The sequence below is a fragment of the Mesorhizobium sp. WSM4311 genome, assembly GCF_002295115.1.
Classification (GTDB): domain Bacteria; phylum Pseudomonadota; class Alphaproteobacteria; order Rhizobiales; family Rhizobiaceae; genus Mesorhizobium.
This window is the reverse complement of sequence record NZ_NSFV01000018.1, coordinates 65915-84387: the sequence shown is the minus strand read 5'-3', so window position 1 is coordinate 84387 and position 18473 is coordinate 65915. Positions and strand designations below refer to the sequence as shown.

Here is an 18473-nt window from a genome sequence, read left to right as displayed (position 1 = left end):
GATGGCACTGGCCTCTGGCTGAGAAGATCACCGGGAGGAGACCTGTCTCGCCTGACAGCAGTTGTTTGGCTACGACGGGCGGCGGGGACTGCAAAGAGGTAAGCATGGACGACGACGCTTTCCTGGTCAGGTTTTGGGGTGTACGTGGCAGCATTCCGGTATCGGGGCCGGAATTCTCTCGCTATGGCGGCAACACAACCTGCATTGAGATGCGATGCGGCAAGCATACGCTTTTGTTCGACGCGGGCTCTGGCCTACAGCCTGCCGGCAGGGCGCTTCGGGCGTCGGGGGTGACCGATTTCGACCTGCTTTTCACCCATTGCCATTACGATCACATCATCGGGCTGCCGTTTTTTGCGCCGATCTATGATCGGAGCGTCAAGGTTGCCCTTTGGTCCGGGCATCTTGCAGGACGCATGACGACCCGGCAGATGGTCGACGAGTTCATGCGGCCGCCGTGGTTTCCGGTGAAACTGGATATCTGCAAGGCACGCCTCGACTGCCGCGATTTCGCATCCGGAGACGTGCTTCGTCCGCGCGAGGGGGTGGTGGTCCGGACCGGCAGTCTTATCCATCCGGGCGGCTGCATAGGCTACCGGGTCGAATGGGGCGGCCGCGTCGTGGCGGTAATCACAGACACTGAGCACGAACCGGACAAACTCGATCAGGCGGTGCTCGACCTGATCGAAGACGCCGACCTCGTCGTTTACGATTGCACCTACACCGAGGAGGAAATGGAACGCCGCCGCGGTAACGGGCACTCGACATGGCAACAGGGCGTCAACCTGTGTGAGGCGGCCGGTGCGCACGGGCTTGCGTTGTTTCACCACGATCCGACACGCCTCGACGAGGAACTGGACGAGATCGAGAAACTGGCCAAAGACAGGTTTGCCGGCGCTTTTGCAGCACGGGATGGCCAGACGCTCAAATTTCCTGCCTCATTGCACAAAGAAGGCTGAGCTACGTTCCTTTGCCGGCGCTGCGCCCGATCAATGTCTTGATCGGAAGCCACACGCAGGCCTCGGTCCGTGCGGTGACTGCGAACAGCCGTTCGAGGAAAAGCCAGGCCGATTCATCATGGACGAGATGGTGGGTGAGCAGGCCGACCGGTTCGCCGCCATCGAATGCATGCTGCAATTGCGCGATAATAGCCTGAACCAATAGACCATGATCGCGGCAACCGCGCGTGCCATGCCAATCCATGATGTCGACATTGCTGTTGATGACCGCCAGTGAAGCCGGCTTCGGCGGCCCATAGACCGACAATGCCGCAAATCCTGTCGATCCAAGGTCGGGTACAAAGCCGGCGTCGATCCGGTTCCAGGGCGGCACCAGCATCGGAACGGCGCGTGCGCCATGCAGGCCGGTCACGTGCGACAGCCCGCGAGCCAGATCATCGAGTACCGCCTCGCGTGGCCGATGCGCGCCGAGCTCCTGCTTTTTGTGGCCCTCGGGCGCATGATTTCGGTGCGCCCAGCCATGGATCGCGACCGTGGCATGCGGCGCCTCCTGAAGCCGGACGACAAGCTTCTCATCGGTCAGGGCCGGAATGACGGCCAGAGTGACCGGAACCGCGAATTCACCGGTCAGGTCGAGCAGCCGATTAAGCGCGGGGGTCGGATCCACGGCGTCATCGTCGCGCAGCCAGAACTCTGCCTTGCGGCCCGCCCGTTGCCGGCACGCCAGTTCGTCCACCAATGGCTGCCAGATCTGATCGGATGTCATGAAGCCGGGATCTTCTGAAGAAGTTCGACCAGACGCGCCGCCGCAGCTCCGAGGGAACGTTCCTCGAGGATGAAACGCCTGGCTTTCGCGGACATGATGGTTCTTTCGTCGTTACGGGCCAGCAGCCTTTCGATGGCAGAAGCGAATGCCGCCACATCGCCCGGCGGGGTGAGAAACCCGGTCTGGCCTTCCCGTACGACCTCCGGTACGCCGGCAACGTCCTGAGCCACCACCGGAAGACCGGCGGCCTGTGCTTCGAGATAGGCAATGCCATAGGCCTCCCCGTAACCCGGCCAGACGTAGATTCCCCCACTGGAGAGGACATCCGGCACGGCGGCTGGCTCAATCGCGCCAAGCCATTCGATACGGTCGGCGGGCAACCCGGCGAATTGCGCTTTGACCTCGTCGCGGGCAGGCCCGTCGCCGACGACCGACATGGTCCATGGCAGGTGGCCGATCGAACCGAGCGCTCGCGCCAGCATGCGATAGCTTTCGGCTTTGTCGCCCGGGCGCATCATGGCGATGGTAACGAGGCGCGTCGGGCAACCCCGTGCCGGCGTTTCCCGGAATGCCGATGTGTCGATGAAGGGTGGAAGCATGCCAAGAGCGGCGTCGGGTATCGCATCTGTCAGCCCCCGACGGTCCCTTTGCGTGAAGCAGATATTCAGCGCTGCCTGTTCGACTGCTCGCGCCACCAAGGCTTGCGCATCGGCCCACACGCCGGCGTCGCGCCGCCTCGAATAGGAGGCTTCCGCTGTCACATAGGGGACACCAAAGGCCGACGCCAGCTCGGGTCCGATCAGGTCGGGCGCCTTGTAGTAGGGATGATAGGAGAACCAGAGATCGGGCTTGCCACGATCCCAAAGCTTTGCCAGCCGCGCGACTTCCTCTCGGGCCTCGATCTTGAGCGCATCGAAACCTTTCTGCTCCGGTTGGCGTATATAGAAGCGCAACTCGGATGCCAGTTCGACGCTATGCCCTCCATGCTCCAGCGCCTTGACCAGCATTCGCGCCATCTGGCGGTCGCCGGAGACAACGGGATGATTGGGTGACTTCAGCGGCGCGTAGAAGGCAATTCGCATCGGCGAACCCTATCATCGGAAAGCCTACGCAAGTCAATTTCCAGGCACGATCTACTCAACTTCAAGCAATGGAGTGTGCTATCTGATGCTCATGGAAACAGCTGCCGCGTCCGATCCGTTTGTCGCTTCCTTGCCGGTCTTCGCAAAGTTCGAAAGCGTTGCCGATATCGATAACTATCGGCCTCTCCCAGATGGCTGGGCGCTGGCCACCGCCGACATCGTCGGCTCGACCAAGGCGATCGAGGCCGGGCGCTATAAAACCGTCAATATGGCCGGTGCCAGCGTCATTTCGGCGCTGCTCAATGCGCTGGGACGGCAAGATCTTCCCTTTGTCTTCGGTGGCGACGGCGCGCTCGTGGCGTTTCCCGGCTCGGCTCTGGACGTCACCCGCAACGCGCTGGCGGCTGTCCAGAGATGGGTGGCGGACGAACTGGACCTGACCTTGCGTGCCGCAATCGTGCCGATGAAGGATATAAGGGCGCAAGGCCTCGACGTTCGCGTGGCGAGGTTCCAGGCCTCCGAAGCTGTCTTTTATGCCATGTTCGCCGGCGGTGGCGGCAGTTGGGCGGAAGCCGAGATGAAAGCGGGACGCTACCGCATCGAACCCGCGCCGGCCGGCGCGCGGCCGGATCTGACCGGCCTCTCCTGCCGCTGGAACCCGATAGAAGCCCGGCATGGCGAAATCGTCTCGATCATAGCCATACCGGGGGTGTCGCGCGACTTGCGCGGTTTTCAGTTTCTGGCTTCCGACATCATTGCCCTTGCCGGCAGGCAGGAGCGCGATGGCCACCCCGTGCCGGTGGACGGGCCGGGCTACAGTCTGCTGCCAGCCGGTCTCGATGTCGAGGCGCGGGCCACGGCGCCGCCAGGGCGGCGATGGCTGGCGAAGCTGTGGGTGATCTTTCTGATGACGCTTACTGCGGTCGCCGATAGATTTGGCTGGACCATCGGTCGTTTCGATCCAAAAGTCTACAAACGCGAAGTGGCAAGCAATTCGGATTTCCGGAAGTTCGACGACGGCTTGAAGATGACCATCGACGTTGACGCGGATGTGTTGCAACGCATCGAGAGCCGGCTGAAACAGGCGGAAGAGGCGGGCATCTGCAGCTACGGCCTGCACCGCCAGAAATCGGCCTTGATGACATGCCTCGTCGCGTCGCCCCTGCAGCGCGATCACATTCATTTCATCGATGGCGCCGCCGGCGGCTATGCGATGGCTGCCGCAAGCCTGAAGGCGAAGCTGCTGGTCTGATGAAGGCTTGCGGAAATCGACCTTCCGCAATATGCCTCCGCCATGGTTGTTGGGACCAGGTGAGCCTCGCCATGGAAGCGGACAGCCTGTCCGAATTGACGGAAGAACAGATTTTTGGACGCCTCACGATCGCCATATGACCGTCTTCTGAACCGGATTTCGACGCGCGCCGCGCAAGTCGGAGTGATCGGACTGGGCTATGTCGGGCTGCCGCTGGCGGTTGCGATCGCGCGCGCCGGCTTCCCGGTTTCCGGTTTCGACATCGAAGCCCGGAAGGTCGAGTGCCTGAACAACGGCCAATCCTACATTGAGGCGGTAACGTCGACTGCCCTTGCCGGCGAGGTGGCTAGCGGTCGGTTCCGTGCCACTGCGGATTTTGTCGAACTGACTGTCTGCGATGTCATCATCATCTGCGTTCCAACACCGCTGACGAAACATCGTGAGCCGGACCTCTCCTTCGTCAGGAACACGGCAGGCACCATCGCCAAGCATCTGCGTCTCGGCCAGCTGATCGTGCTGGAATCGACCACCTATCCCGGCACCACCGACGATGTGATCAAGCCCATATTGGAAGAAACCGGATTGCAATCGAAGATAGACTTCTTCCTCGGTTTCTCGCCCGAACGCGAGGATCCCGGCAACCGCAGCTTTGAAGTCGCGACGATCCCCAAGGTCGTGGCAGGCGACGGTATCGAGGCGGCGACGCTCGTGCAGGCATTCTACCAGGGCGTGATCGAGACCGTCGTTCCGGTTTCCACCACGGCGACCGCCGAGGCGGTCAAGCTCACGGAAAACATCTTCCGCTCGGTCAATATAGCCCTTGTCAACGAGTTGAAAATCGTGCTCGGAGCGATGGGCATCGATATCTGGGAGGTGATCGAGGCTGCAAAGACCAAGCCCTTCGGCTACATGCCTTTCTATCCTGGCCCCGGACTTGGCGGTCACTGCGTTCCGATCGATCCCTTCTACCTGACGTGGAAGGCGCGCGAATACGAACTGCCGACCCGCTTCATCGAGCTGGCGGCAGAGATCAACACGGCCATGCCGAGTCATGTCGTCGATGAACTGGCCAAAGCTCTGGACCGGCGCTGCGGCAAGGCGCTCAGCCGCTCGCGCATTCTCATCATCGGGCTGGCCTATAAAAAGAATGTGCCCGACATCCGCGAAAGCCCCTCACTACGGCTCATTGAACTCATCGAGGAATGGGGCGGCAAGGCGGAATTCCACGACCCGCATGTTACCGAGATCCCGACCACACGGGAGCATATGGCGATCAAGGGGCGTCGCTCGGTCGAATTGACCGAAGCGGTCTTGAAGGATTTCGATGCTGTCCTCGTTGCAACCGACCATGATGCGATCGACTATCAGGCGATCGCCGATCACGCCCTTCTGATCGTCGACACACGAAATGTTTTTGGCCGTCTCGGACTAGCCCGAGAGACGGTGGTGAAGGCCTGACGGCGTCCGAGCCGGCGAAATTTTTTGCCCGATGTCAGGATCGGGATTGCACTCCGCCGGGAGCCTCGCCAAATATGTGTGCCAGGAGATAGATGCAGTTACGCCTGCTGCTTGCCTGCAACGACAGTCATCCGGGAATTCTTCGCCGGCTTTGCCGCCGAAGCCGGTTTCATTCACTTCGAGGGTCTGGCGGATCAAAGGAGATGGCTCGTCTTCGACGGGTTTCGAGATAGCATGAGCACAGCGCAAGCAGAAATTTCCACCATTCTCATGGACAAGGTTGCCGATTGGCTGACCCAATCGGCGCTGGCCGGCAACGACCTGGAAACATTGGTACAAGGCTTTTGTGAACGGCTGGCTGCCGCCGGCCTGCCGCTGAAGCGGGTGCATTTGAGTTTTTCGATGCTTCATCCGCTTTATGATGCGCTTGGCTTCACCTGGCTTCGCGGCCAGGGCATGGAAATGGAAGGCTTCCGCAAGGAGAGCGGCGTGCATTCCGACAGATTCCTGACCAGCCCATACTACCATCTGCTCAGCAACAAGCTCGACCATCTGCGGCGCCGGTTGAACGCGTCGGTGCCCTCCGAGTTTCCTGTTTTCGATGAACTCAAGCTTATGGGCGTCACCGATTACATGGCTTTCGTCCATCCCTTCAACGGCAACACCGGTCAGGGTATGTTGGGGTCCTGGTCCACCGACAGTGCCGCAGGCTTCAGCGACAGCATGATTTCGGCGCTGCTGCGAATCCAGAACCATCTCGCTATCGCAACCAAGATGGCGGTACTCACGAAGCTCGCCGACAACATGATGACAACTTATCTCGGCGGCGACGCCGGCAGGCGCGTGCTCGACGGCCAGATCAAGCGCGGCGAGGGTGATACAATCCGGGCCGCGCTGGTCATGGGCGACATGCGCGGGTCGTCAAGACTTGCCGAGACCTCCGGCCGCGAAGTCTATATCGATACGCTGAACCAGTTTTTCGACGCCGTTGCTGCACCGTTCAATCGCAAAGGCGGGCAGATCATGAGTTTCATAGGGGACGGCTTCATTGCCGTCTACCCTTGCGAAAGGCACCGCTCGCAGTCCGAGATCGCCTGCCAGGCTGCTCTTGCGGCAGCGCGCAAGGCCAGCGCGCGCATGATGGATCTCAATCAGCGCAGAAAGAAGCAGGGATTGGGCCATATAAAATTTGGTATCGGCCTGCATGTCGGCAATGTGATGTTCGGCAATGTCGGGCTTACCGACCGGCTGACATTTTCTGTCTTCGGCTCGGCTGTAAACGAGGTGCAGCGCCTCCAGACCCTGACCAAGAAGTATCCGCACAGCGTTCTCGCCAGCAAAGACTTCGCCAGCTATTGCGGCGCCGACAGCTGGCTGACGCTCGGCAACGAGGAACTGGCGGGCATCAAGCAGAAGCTGACGGTGCTTTCACCCGATCTGTCGGGTGCTCTCGCACTCGATGAAGATGCTGCGCTGGAGCCGATTCACGATCGAAGATCGGAAGCCGAGCAGCTCATGCTTCTTCATCGCGATGCCGCCCGGCTGTCGGAGGGCGACCGGAGGAAGCTTCAGTAACCGCCACGATCCGATCCGTACGCCTTGCTGTGCAGTCCATCGCCGGCTCCGCCTCTGGCGACCGTTTCGAATCCACGTTGCTCTAGGCTGGCAATGCGCTAGTCTTAATTTCTGGGCCTGCCGCCTGGCAGGCCTCCAGAGTGGGGCTGGTGTGAGAATGAATACAGGCGTTGACCTGCTGCGGATCGAGGATGTTGGCATCTCATTTGCCATTATCGGGGGACCGTTACATGCCGTCAGGCGTGCAAATCTTCGCGTCCTGCCCGGCAAGGTTACCGCGCTTGTGGGCGAGTCCGGTTCGGGAAAATCGGTTCTCAGCCAGGCAGTGATGGGCATTTTGCCGAGGACAGCCCATGTTCGCGGCCGTATCCTGTTTTCCGATCCTGAAAAGCCCGGCACGACGCAGGACATCCTGCAGATGCCGCGTGACGGACCCGAAATCCGGGCGCTGAGAGGCAGCCGCATCGGCAAGATCTTTCAGGAGCCGATGACATCGCTGTCGCCGCTGCACACGATCGGCAACCAGGTCAGCGAATCCCTGCAGATTCATACACCCATGGCTCGGGCGGAGCGCAAGGCGCGGACCGAGGAAATGCTCGGCCTTGTCGGCTTTCCCGATCCCAGGCGTGCCTATGACATGTACCCTTTTGAACTTTCGGGAGGATTGCGTCAACGCGCCATGATCGCGATGGCGCTTATCTGCCGGCCCGCCCTGTTGATCGCCGACGAGCCGACGACGGCGTTGGACGTCACCATCCAGGCGCAAATCCTGCAATTGCTGCGCGGGCTTCAGACCAAACTGAACATGGCGATGCTGCTGATCACGCACGACCTCGGCGTGGTCGCCAATGTCGCCGACGAGGTGGTGGTCATCTACCATGGCGAGATCATGGAAGCGGGACCTGTCGAGGCGATATTCCGCCGGCCAAGTCACCCTTACCTGAAGGGCCTGATGGCAGCCGTTCCACATTTCGACCTGAAGCCTGGCGAAAGGCTAAAGGCGCTCCGCGACGTGCCGGTCAATGTCGGGAACCTGCTCGGCAAGCAGACGGCGCCGGCATCGAAGGGGCCGGACGACATCCTGCTTTCGGTCAGGGATTTGACAAAGACCTTCACCACCCGCAAGTCCGGCTGGTTCGGCGGAGATCATCAAACCCTTGTTCGCGCCGTGGACGGCGTGAGCTTCGATATCAGACGGGGTGAGTGCCTGGGTCTGGTTGGCGAAAGCGGCTCTGGTAAAACCACCGTCAGCAAGATCCTCATGCGGGCCGTCACCCCTAGCGGCGGCTCTGTGATCTTCAACGGCCGCGATGGACCGATCGACGTCTTGGAGGCCGAGAGAGGCGCCTTGCGCATGCTGCGTGCGAAAATCCAGATGGTCTTCCAGGATCCGGTTTCGTCACTTTCACCTCGCATGACGGTGGAGAACATCTTGAGCGAGCCGCTGGAAATCCATCAACGTGGCAATGCCGCGTCCCGGCTGGCCACGGTCAAGAGCCTGATGCAGGCAATCGGGCTCGATCCGCGCTTCATCAAGCGTTATCCGCACAGTTTCTCCGGCGGGCAGCGTCAGCGTATCGGCATCGCGCGTGCGTTGGCACTGGGGCCGGAACTGCTGATCTGCGACGAACCGGTTTCGGCACTCGACGTCTCTGTCCAGGCGCAGATCCTAAACCTTCTGAAGGACTTGCAGAAGGAACTGGGCCTGACCTACCTATTCATATCCCACAACCTGGCGGTGGTGGACTACATGGCCGATCGCATCGCGGTGATGTGCGGCGGGCGTATCGTCGAGCTTGCGCCGCGCGAAATTCTGCTTAGGAAACCGGTCCACCCCTACACGCGCTCGCTGGTCGCCGCAGTCCCTTTCCCCGATCTCGACAGGCCGATGGATTTCAAGACGCTGAAGCTCAGCGGCGCTTCGGACACCAGCGCATGGGGACCGCAATTCCGCGACGAGGGCGACGAGGACAAGTTGTCGCCGCTCGATCTTGGCGGCGGCCACCTCGTGCTGGCCCGACGTTCGGCCGATGTGAGCGAGCTACGCCATTGATCAGCCGGCGCACCGTCCTTGGCCTCATGGCTTCGGCATTTCTGCCGGGCACGTCGCGCGCCGGCGATCTGGAGCCGGAATTTCTTCAGCCGCAGTTGAAGGCCAGGGCGCTGCCGGCACTCGCCGAACGCCTGCCCAAGAGCCCGCGCGCGTTGAATCTCGCTGCGATGGGCCGGCAGCCCGGCCAGTATGGCGGCACGCTGCGCACGATCATCGGCAGCCAGAAGGATATCCGGATGATGACGATCTATGGGTATGCTCGCCTGGTCGGCTATGACGAAAAGCTTAACATGCAACCCGACATTCTCGAAAGTTTCAACGTAGCGGATGATCGCGTCTTCACTTTCAAGATACGGGAAGGACATAAATGGTCCGACGGTAGCCTGCTGACGCCGGAGGATTTTCGCTATTGCTGGGAGGATGTCTGGCTGAACGATGAGCTTTCGCAAGGCGGGCTCGCCCCGGCCCTGCTGGCGGACGGCAAGGCGCCTCGCTTCGACATCGTCGATCCGTTGACGGTCCGCTATAGTTGGGATGCGCCCAATCCCGACTTCCTGCCAAAGCTCGCCGCTGCTTCGCCTCTACCGCTTGTTCTGCCGGCCGCCTATCTCAAGCAGTTTCACAAAAAATACCAGGATCCATTCCGGCTGGCCGGTCTCATGAAGGAGTACCGGGCCAAGAAATGGACGCTCTTGCATATCCGCATGTCTCGGCAGTATCGCCCGGAGAACCCGGAGTTGCCGACGCTGGATCCTTGGCAGAACCGGACCAAGCCGCCGGCTGAGCAGTTCATTTTCGAGCGCAACCCGTTCTTTCATCGAATTGACGAAAATGGCCGGCAACTGCCCTATATTGACCGGTTTGTCATGAATGTCAGTTCGTCGGCGATCATTTCCGCCAAGACTGGTGCGGGCGAGAGCGACCTGCAATGCATGGGAATTGACTTCGCCGATTACTCCTTCCTGAAGGACGCGGAGAAGCGCTACCCGGTGAAGATGCATCTGTGGAAACGCACGCAGGGCTCGCGGCTGGCGCTGCTGCCCAATCTGAATTGTGCCGACCAGGTGTGGCGCGGCCTTTTTCGTGACGTGCGCGTGCGCCGCGCGCTTTCGCTCGCTGTGGACAGGCGCGAGATCAATTTGGCCGTGTTCTACGGATTGGCGCAGGAAAGTGCCGATACGGTCCTGCCGGAGAGCCCGCTCTACCGGCCGGAATTCGCGAAAGCCTGGGTCGCCCACGATCCCGACAAGGCCAATGCGCTGCTCGACGAGGTCGGGCTTCAAACGCGTGACGATGACGGCTTGCGGCTACTTCCCGACGGACGCACGGCGCAGGTCATCGTGGAAACGGCCGGCGAAAGCACCCTGGAAACCGACGCGCTCGAACTCATCACAGATCACTGGCGCAAGATCGGCATTGCTGTGTTTATCCGGACTTCGCAGCGAGACATCTTCCGCAGCCGCGCACTTGGCGGCGAGATCATGATGTCGATGTGGTCGGGCATCGACAACGGCGTGCCGACCGCCGACATGAACCCGTACCAGTTGGCCCCCACCATCGACGACCAGTTGCAATGGCCGCTCTGGGGTGCTCACTACTTGTCTCATGGCACGGTCGGTGAAGCGCCCGATCTTCCGCCTGTGGTCGAGCTGATCGCTTTGCTCAAGCGCTGGAACGCATCAACCGAAGCCGCGGAGCGCGCCGAAATCTGGAATTCAATGCTATCGATCTACACCGATCAGGTGTTTTCAATCGGGACGGTGAACGCAACGTACCAGCCGGTTCTGGCGTCCTCGCGGCTGCACAACCTGCCTGACAAGGCGCTCTACGGCTACGACCCGACTGCCTATTTCGGCGTCTATATGCCCGATACATTCTGGCTTGGAGAGACCTGAGCGTGCTTCGATATATTGTCTGGCGCATTGCCGTAATGGTTCCAACGCTGCTGGTCATATCGGCGCTGGTGTTCACGATCATCGAACTTCCGCCAGGCGACTATTTCGACAGCTATGTTGCCGAGCTTCGAGCTCAGGGCGAAGCGGTGGATTCCGATCGCATCCAGATGATGCGCAAGGAATATGGTTTCGACCAGCCGCCGGTCATTCGCTACTTCTACTGGGTCGGCGGGATGCTGCACGGCGATTTCGGCTATTCCTTCGAATATGAGCTGCCGGTTCGCGACGTCGTCGGGGACCGAATGTGGCTGACCGTACTGGTTTCCTTCGTCACGATCATCTTCACCTGGCTCATCGCCTTTCCGATCGGCATGTACTCCGCCACGCATCAATATAGCTGGGGCGACTACGGCCTGACTTTCTTCGGCCTTCTCGGCCTTGCCATTCCGAACTTCATGCTGGCGCTGATCTTGATGTATTTCGCCAACATTTGGTTCGGCACGTCCATCGGCCATCTCATGGACCAGCAATATCTCGGAGAGCCGATGAGCTGGGCCAAGGCGAAGTCGATCCTCGCCCATCTCTGGATCCCGGTCTTGATCATCGGCACCGGGGGCACGGCAAGCATGATCCGGCGGCTGCGCGCCAATCTGCTTGATGAGCTACACAAGCAGTATGTCGTGACCGCGCGCGCCAAAGGCCTTCATCCCTTCAAGGCGCTGGTCAAATATCCGCTGCGCATGGCGCTCAATTTCTTCATTTCCGACATCGGCTCTATCCTGCCGGCCATCATCTCAGGCGCCGAAATCACCGCGATCGTCCTGTCCTTGGAAACGACCGGGCCGATGCTGATCAGGGCGCTGCAGAGCCAGGACATGTATCTGGCGGGGTCGTTCCTGATGTTCCTTGCCTTCCTGACGGTCATCGGTGTCCTGATTTCCGACCTGGCGCTGGCGCTGCTTGATCCACGAATTCGTTTGCAAGGCGGCAGCACCAAATGAACACACCTTCGCCGCTGCCCGCTCCAGGTGCTCCACTGCAACACTACGTTTCCATCGCGCCCTTTGACCTGGAGTCGGTCGAGGCGATGACGCCGGAGCAATCGAAGGTCTTTCAGGCGTCGCAGTTGCGGCTGATGTGGTGGAAATTCCGAAGGCACCGGCTTGCCGTTGTTTCCGGCATATTCCTGGCAGCGCTTTATTTCGGGATACTGATCTGCGAGTTCCTGGCGCCCTACAATCTGCACACGCGCAACATGGACTACATCTATTCGCCGCCGCAGGGGGTGCACCTGTTCCACAACGGCCAGTTCGTCGGGCCATTCGTCTATGGCCGCCACATGACGCTGGATATGGACACACTCAAGCGAAACTACATCGAGGAGCAGGATGATGTTCAGCGGATCCGTTTCTTCTGCAAGGGCGACAGTTACCGGTTCTGGGGCCTGATCGAAGGGGACAGGCATTTTGTCTGCCCTGCCGAAAACGGCCAACTCTTTCTCGCCGGCACCGACAGGCTGGGGCGGGATGTGCTCTCTCGCATCATCTATGGCGCACGCATTTCACTGACAATCGGCCTCGTCGGCATCATTTTCAGCTTCCTGCTCGGCATAGTCATCGGCGGACTGGCCGGCTATCACGGCGGTCTCTTCGACCTGATCGTTCAACGGATAATCGAAGTTCTGCAATCGATCCCCAGCATTCCACTATGGCTGGCTCTGGCGGCGATCATGCCGATAACCTGGAGCCCGATCCTGATCTACTTCGGCATCACCGTCATCCTCGGGCTGATCCACTGGACCGGACTGGCGCGGGCCGTTCGTTCGAAGCTTCTAGCCCTGCGCGAGGAGGATTACGTTCTGGCCGCGCAATTGATGGGCGCCAACAGCAGCCGCATCATCGGGCGTCACCTCATTCCCGGCTTCATGTCGCATTTGATCGCGACGGCGACGATCTCCATACCGGGCATGATCCTTGGCGAGACGGCGCTGAGCTTCCTCGGGCTCGGCCTGAGGGCGCCGACAACCAGCTGGGGCATCCTGCTCACCGAGGCACGCAGCGTCAGCGTGATCGCATTCTATCCATGGCTGCTTTTGCCGATGCTCCCCGTCATTCTCGTCATCTTGGCGTTCAACTTCCTCGGCGACGGCCTGCGGGACGCCGCAGACCCCTACAAGTGACATCGCTACTCCGCCGCGCGCCGGCCGCCGGCTCCACCCGGTATGATCCTTGTCGGCTGCCTGCTCGGTTGTTGCGGTTTCCATCGTTCGCCTCTATATGCGGCGAGACTCGATCGGGGCTTGACACGTCGCCCCAGGGTTTCACCCGCGACCCGTTCTGGTCGCGGGCATCGCCGATCTCTTTAGCTGGTTGAGGACACACAAACGCACATGAGTCGCCTTGAGAATTTCATCAGCAGGATGACCGCACAGCGCGACATTCTCGACCAAGTCTGCGTCGAGGTGGCGAAGATGGAGGGGCTCGTGCTCGAGCTGGGCCTCGGCAATGGCCGGACGTTCCATCATCTGCGCGAGCGCCTACCCGGACGCCGGATCGTGGTGTTCGACCGCGAAGTGGGCGCACACGCCAGCTCAATTCCCGAAGCTGAAAACCTCGTGCTCGGTGAGATACGCGAGACAGCGAAGAGGTTCATCGGCATCGATGCCGCTCTTGTTCATGCCGACATCGGCACCGGCTATGACGATCGCGATGCAGTGACCAATACCTGGCTTCCCGATCTGATTGCGCGAATGCTTCGCGTCGGCGGCTTCGCGGTCAGCGGCACACCGCTCGATCACCCGCAGTTGCAACGCCTCCCGCCGCCAACCTCGGAGCCCGCCGATCGTTATTTTCTCTCCAGGCGCGTGTGAGGGCGGAGACGAGTCTTCAGGGACCAAGTCTTCAAGGAATCGTATATACTGCTATTTCCCGCTCAATGCCGCGCAGCGAGACTTCGTGAGGCACGGGCGTCAGCGCGTTCCTGCGCAGCAGATCGGCGGTGAGATCGTCGTCGACCACAGCACGAGTGGCGAAGATCGCCTGTGCGTTGGCAAGGTTCTGGACCCGCGAAGCAATGTTGACCGTCTGGCCGAAATAGTCCTGTCGCTCGTTCATGGACACCGCGATGCAGGGGCCGGCATGGACCCCGATCTTGAGCAGCAGATCCTCGCGCCCGCTCTTGTCATTGAGCGCACGCATGGCATCGCGCATCCTGAGGGCCGCAGCTATCGCGCGATCAGGCGTCGCGAAGGTCGCCATCACCGCATCGCCGATCGTCTTCACCACCGCGCCTGCCTCCGCCGCGACGATCTCGTGCAGCACCTGGAAATGCGCGCGTACGAGATCGAAGGCCGAAAGGTCGCCCACCCGCTCGTAAAGCGCGGTCGATCCGCGCAGGTCGGTGAACAGGAAGGTCAGGCTGGTGATCTTCAGGCGCTGGTTGATGTCGAGCGTATCCGCGCGATAGAGATCGCGGAACGTCTGGTTGGTGAGCAGGCGCTTGGCGGTGAGGAAGGGCCGGCGTTTACCGAGGAGATCATGCAATTGCTGGCCAGCGATAAAGACCGTCGGCAGCACGCGGGTGTCGGTCCTGTTTTCCAGCAAAATGCGCAACGGGCCGGGTTGCATCTCCAGCGTCTGGTTCTGGACATGGTCGCGGTCAAAGACCAAGGAGAGGCTTCGGCGCTCCTTTGTTGGTTCGCCCTTGACGTCGATGAACTGCGCTGAGTGGGTGACCGGCTCGAACACGATGATGAATTGGGACGGAAGCTGTATGGGCAGAACCGCCTTTTCACCGGGCGCAAGCTCGATATCCTCCAGCGAGAACGCTTCAATCTTTTTCGCGAAATCCTCATCCGGCAGATCGACGCCGGACGCCCAGTAGATCTGGCGGAAATATTCCACCAACGGCAGTTCGTGTGGATTGTGGGCGGCAATCCTGCGCATGCGGGGACTGACGGTGAATGTCACCTCGACCATCTCGTCGAGGGTCGGCGAATAGCCCTCGGCGCACAGCGCGCAGGTGTATTCTTCCTTCTGCATGGTTTTCAGCGTTGCATTGGTGTCGAGCACGCCGCCACAGCCGGGACACAGAACATTCCAGGAAATGTCAAAGATGCCCACCCGCGCCGCATGGAGAAACGCGCCTATGGTGCGTTCCTCGTCGAGGCCATGCTTGCTGGCGAAGGCTGGCGCGTTGATGCGGCAAAGTTCGCGGTCCTTGCCCTCCGCGATTGTTCGCTTGATCGCGTCGATTGCCTGTGGATCGACATCGGTCGATTGCCGCAGAAGCGAGAACAGGTCCTGAGCTTCGTTCATCGTGCAGGCTCCGGAAAATGCACCCCCGCGGCGTGTTGACCGGACCGCTCTTTAATCCGGGTGTTCTATTTTACTTCGAAACGGACCGTATGGCCATTCGAGTAGATAAGCCGGGTGACAATTCATTTCCATTCGGCCGATTTTCAACAGCCGCAAGCGGCACTATGATGGGTCATGGGGCATTCATCTTTGGGACCGTCTCCCATGCCGACATCCGACAACCCGCCATTTCCTGCGGCTCTGCGCCTTTTCTCCGCAGGGGTTATCATCGTCCTGATCGTCGGCGCAGGCCTGTTTTTCGCGCCGGCCCTGGTCAAGCCGCGCTGGCCCTGGCCAGTCACGCCATTCAGTGCCCGCTTCCTCGGCGGCTTCTACACCGCCGAAATGGCGGTGATGGCGGCGCTCTTGTTCTGGAACCGGTGGTCGCCCGGCAGGCTGGTGCTCGTCATGGCCTTCATCTTCACCGTCATCGTGTCGGCGGTTTCGTTGATCAATCTCGGCTATTTCGACTTCGAGCGAAAAGCGACCTGGCTCTGGTTCCTGGTCTATCTTGCCTCGGCCGCGGTATCCGGGCTGTTCCTGTGGCAGGCCAGGGCCCGCCCTTCAGCGAAAGGCGTGACTTTGAATCCCGCATGGCGCGGCTACATGTTGGCGGAAACGACGATCCTTGGGCTCTATGGCGTCGGCATGCTGCTGTATCCCCTGATGGTCAGCCGCACCTGGCCATGGTCGGTCGATCCCTTCCACGCCCAGGTCTACAGCGCCATCTTCCTCGCTGGCGCTGGCGGCGTATATCTCGTCTGGAAAAGCGCGCCGCGCGAGGAACTGCTGGTGCTCGGCCTGGCGCAGTTTCTGGTTGGCCTGCTTGCCATCCTTGGCCTCGTCATCACCGACGCCGCCGTGCACCGGATCGGCTGGACGGCGACCGGGACATTGTGCTGGCTCGCCCTTTTCGGTTGGATCGGCGTCAGCGGCGCCTTCAAACTCTACGGCGCCTTCCGGTATTTCAGCGCGCAATCGGCATCATAGGTTGTAGAGACGGCTGGATTTTCAGGTGCAGTCCGGTGCATCGTGCCGGGCCTCTTGCCTTCACCGGAACGCCATGACCAGCACCACCTCGCCATCCCCCGAGAAGATCCAGCCGCAAATCCGGTCCGTCCGGCCAAGCGATGCGGAGGCGCTTTGCGCCATCTTCAACATGCCGGGCTTCCGTGAGGGCACGCTCAGGATGCCTTTCGAGAGGGTGGAGCAGGTGGAACGGCGCATCGCCAAGTCCGGCCAGGAAACCACCTGGATCGTTGCGGAATTGGACGACAGGGTCGTGGGCCATGGCAGCCTGGTCGTGCAGGGTTCGCCGCGCCGTTCGCATATCGGCGAGATCAATATCGGCCTTGACGATGCCTTTGTCGGCAAGGGGATTGGCTCGGCCATTCTTGGCGCGTTGCTTGACGTGGCCGACAATTGGCGCGCCTTGAAGCGGGTCGAATTGACCGTCTATGCCGACAACGAACCGGCCATCCGTCTTTACGCAAGCCACGGCTTTGAGGTCGAAGGCCGGCATGTGAAGGCCGGTTTTACCAACGGGCGGTACCACGACCTCCTGAGCATGGCCCGGCTGCGGTTCTAAGATCCGCTGTCGGGCCTCAACTGCCAATCCAACAATTCGTGCCGAGTCTGGTCTCCCTTGGCGTTTGCACCGCAAGCGGCTAGACGGGACCAATGACTGCCGTCCTTGACCCTACCTCTGCGCCTCCGGCGGACATTCTGGCTGTGCTGTCGCTGCTTTGCCCGGAAGTTGTGCGTGACATTGAGCAGAACTGGAATGCACCGGTTTCCGAATACGCCCGCCATCTGTGGCGGCCCTTGCCAAGGCCTGCATCGAGCCCGGCGATCGCTGCCCGCTCAATCCTGCGCGACGTCCTGCAGCAGCGCCTCGGCGTGATCATGCAGCCTGAAGAGATCGGCAAGGCCCTCGAAGAGTTCGAGCACAGACCGGTGATTCAGTCAGGCCTGCACTGCCTGCTTCTGATGGACCGGATCACCTTCGACGCCCACCTGCTTGCCTGGCTCGGCGCGGTCGAAAACGGGCTGTCCGTCTTCTTCAGCTTCATGGGAACGACGATGACCATGGAGACAGTTGGCCGGGAGGGGCCGGGATGGCTCGATGTCGGCGACGACAAGGTCAACCTGTTCGGCATGGGGCGCCACAAGCTGTGCCGCAAAAGCGCCTGCGCGGCCGGTCCCGTCACCCTCAACACGAGCGCGCTCGAAGCGGTGGGCAATGAGACGGACGCCAGTCGCTGGCTGGGCACACTGCTCGCCAGCCAGGACAAGGTGTTTGCAACCGCCGCCGATGCGCTCACAGAGCTCAACGAAGACCTAGTCGCCAGTTGGGATCGTTCCGGCATGGCCCTGCCGGTTTTCATCGATGATCGGCTCGCCGCGGCTGCCATGGCTCGGCATCTGGAATATGACGGCAGCCTCCTGTCCAGACTGCTCATTGAGCCCGCAAGGCGCCAGCGTCTCGACCGTGCCTTGCAAGAGGCCGCATCGACCCCATTTGGCAGATTCCTGCCCAATGCCACGGCTTATTTCTGGGGCATCCGCGAGGAGCGCGTGCGCAAGCTCGTCCTCGAGAACGGGCACCTGATCGAGCCTGACAGGCCGCATGGTCTTTCCATCCCGTTCGAGCGGCCGCATCTCAGGCAGGCGCTGCTGGACGGCGTGCTGCTGCCGAACTTGTTCCTGATGTTCCTCGTCCTCGCCATATTGCCGCGCGTGCGGGTTGTGGGTGGCCTGAGACAGATTGGTTATGTAGCGCTTTTCCACTCGATCCTGCTGGCTGCGCTAGATGAAAACGCGCCGGAAGAGCGCGATCTGGCTGCGGAGCTGCAGGTTCGGGAAAATGCCTGGGGCATGCGCGTCATCGATGAAAAGATCTCGGTCCGCGAGCAGCTTGCCGGCCTGCCGGAAGGGGCGCTTTTCCCGGAACTGCTCCGGCAATACCGATTGCGGACATTTGCCGAGACGACCGACGACCTGAAACTGGTTCGCGAAAACGCTCGATGGCGCAAGATCGGCCAGGCTGGGATCAAGGCGACCTGACATGGCCTCCTG

At 60.9% G+C, this 18473-nt stretch carries 15 protein-coding genes; 12 read left to right on the top strand and 3 right to left on the bottom strand.

Annotated elements, in window-relative coordinates; genetic code table 11:
• The first annotated feature begins 104 nt into the window (after nt 1–104).
• Complete coding sequence (locus tag CK226_RS30660) at nt 105–959, top strand: MBL fold metallo-hydrolase (RefSeq protein WP_095793824.1); 855 nt, start codon at nt 105–107, stop codon at nt 957–959.
• Nucleotide 960: 1 nt separating this feature from the next.
• Here the strand turns inward: CK226_RS30660 and CK226_RS30655 are convergent, their stop codons facing one another.
• Both CK226_RS30655 and CK226_RS30650 read right to left on the bottom strand, forming a co-directional pair.
• Nucleotides 961–1725 (bottom strand): polysaccharide deacetylase family protein, encoded by a 765-nt coding sequence (locus tag CK226_RS30655; RefSeq protein ID WP_095793823.1) that lies wholly within the window; start codon nt 1723–1725, stop codon nt 961–963.
• Nucleotides 1722–2807, bottom strand: coding sequence for a glycosyltransferase family 4 protein (locus CK226_RS30650; protein ID WP_095793822.1), 1086 nt, complete (start codon nt 2805–2807; stop codon nt 1722–1724). Before CK226_RS30650 ends, CK226_RS30655 begins: the two co-directional genes overlap by 4 nt.
• A gap of 91 nt (nt 2808–2898) precedes the next feature.
• On the opposite strand from CK226_RS30650, the gene CK226_RS30645 reads away from it, so the two are divergent.
• The 8 genes from CK226_RS30645 to CK226_RS30610 all read left to right on the top strand — a co-directional run bounded on the left by CK226_RS30645 (nt 2899) and on the right by CK226_RS30610 (nt 13909).
• Nucleotides 2899–4059 carry a DUF3095 domain-containing protein gene (locus CK226_RS30645; RefSeq protein ID WP_245437904.1) on the top strand — a complete coding sequence of 387 codons (1161 nt, stop codon included), beginning with the start codon at nt 2899–2901 and terminating at the stop codon, nt 4057–4059.
• Nucleotides 4060–4173: 114 nt separating this feature from the next.
• Nucleotides 4174–5517, top strand: a complete 1344-nt coding sequence (locus CK226_RS30640; protein ID WP_095793820.1) for a nucleotide sugar dehydrogenase — start codon at nt 4174–4176, stop codon at nt 5515–5517.
• A gap of 234 nt (nt 5518–5751) precedes the next feature.
• Nucleotides 5752–7092 (top strand): adenylate/guanylate cyclase domain-containing protein, encoded by a 1341-nt coding sequence (locus CK226_RS30635; RefSeq protein ID WP_095789806.1) that lies wholly within the window; start codon nt 5752–5754, stop codon nt 7090–7092.
• A 157-nt stretch (nt 7093–7249) separates the two neighbouring features.
• On the top strand, nt 7250–9145 hold the full coding sequence (locus CK226_RS30630) for an ABC transporter ATP-binding protein (protein ID WP_095789776.1): 1896 nt from the start codon (nt 7250–7252) through the stop codon (nt 9143–9145).
• The gene (locus tag CK226_RS30625) at nt 9142–11040 is read left to right on the top strand and encodes an ABC transporter substrate-binding protein (protein ID WP_095793819.1); all 1899 of its coding nucleotides are present in this window, start codon (nt 9142–9144) and stop codon (nt 11038–11040) included. Before CK226_RS30630 ends, CK226_RS30625 begins: the two co-directional genes overlap by 4 nt.
• A 2-nt stretch (nt 11041–11042) precedes the next feature.
• The gene (locus CK226_RS30620) at nt 11043–12041 is read left to right on the top strand and encodes an ABC transporter permease (protein WP_095775245.1); all 999 of its coding nucleotides are present in this window, start codon (nt 11043–11045) and stop codon (nt 12039–12041) included.
• Nucleotides 12038–13219: an ABC transporter permease gene (locus CK226_RS30615; RefSeq protein ID WP_095775246.1), complete on the top strand. Its 1182-nt coding sequence runs from the start codon at nt 12038–12040 to the stop codon at nt 13217–13219. The genes CK226_RS30620 and CK226_RS30615 overlap by 4 nt, the downstream gene beginning before the upstream one ends.
• 210 nt (nt 13220–13429) lie before the next feature.
• On the top strand, nt 13430–13909 hold the full coding sequence (locus CK226_RS30610) for a class I SAM-dependent methyltransferase (RefSeq protein WP_095789774.1): 480 nt from the start codon (nt 13430–13432) through the stop codon (nt 13907–13909).
• A gap of 31 nt (nt 13910–13940) precedes the next feature.
• On the opposite strand, the gene CK226_RS30605 is transcribed toward CK226_RS30610, so the two are convergent.
• Nucleotides 13941–15356, bottom strand: a complete 1416-nt coding sequence (locus CK226_RS30605) for an adenylate/guanylate cyclase domain-containing protein (protein ID WP_095775248.1) — start codon at nt 15354–15356, stop codon at nt 13941–13943.
• 204 nt (nt 15357–15560) lie between these two features.
• On the opposite strand from CK226_RS30605, the gene CK226_RS30600 reads away from it, so the two are divergent.
• The 3 genes from CK226_RS30600 (at nt 15561) to CK226_RS30590 (ending at nt 18461) form a co-directional block, all read left to right on the top strand.
• Nucleotides 15561–16385: a hypothetical protein gene (locus CK226_RS30600; protein WP_095793818.1), complete on the top strand. Its 825-nt coding sequence runs from the start codon at nt 15561–15563 to the stop codon at nt 16383–16385.
• A gap of 169 nt (nt 16386–16554) precedes the next feature.
• A complete protein-coding gene (locus CK226_RS30595; RefSeq protein WP_245437903.1) occupies nt 16555–16983 on the top strand; it encodes a GNAT family N-acetyltransferase in 429 nt (142 codons plus the stop codon).
• A 92-nt stretch (nt 16984–17075) separates the two neighbouring features.
• Nucleotides 17076–18461, top strand: a complete 1386-nt coding sequence (locus tag CK226_RS30590) for a hypothetical protein (protein WP_095793817.1) — start codon at nt 17076–17078, stop codon at nt 18459–18461.
• Nucleotides 18462–18473: the final 12 nt, after the last annotated feature.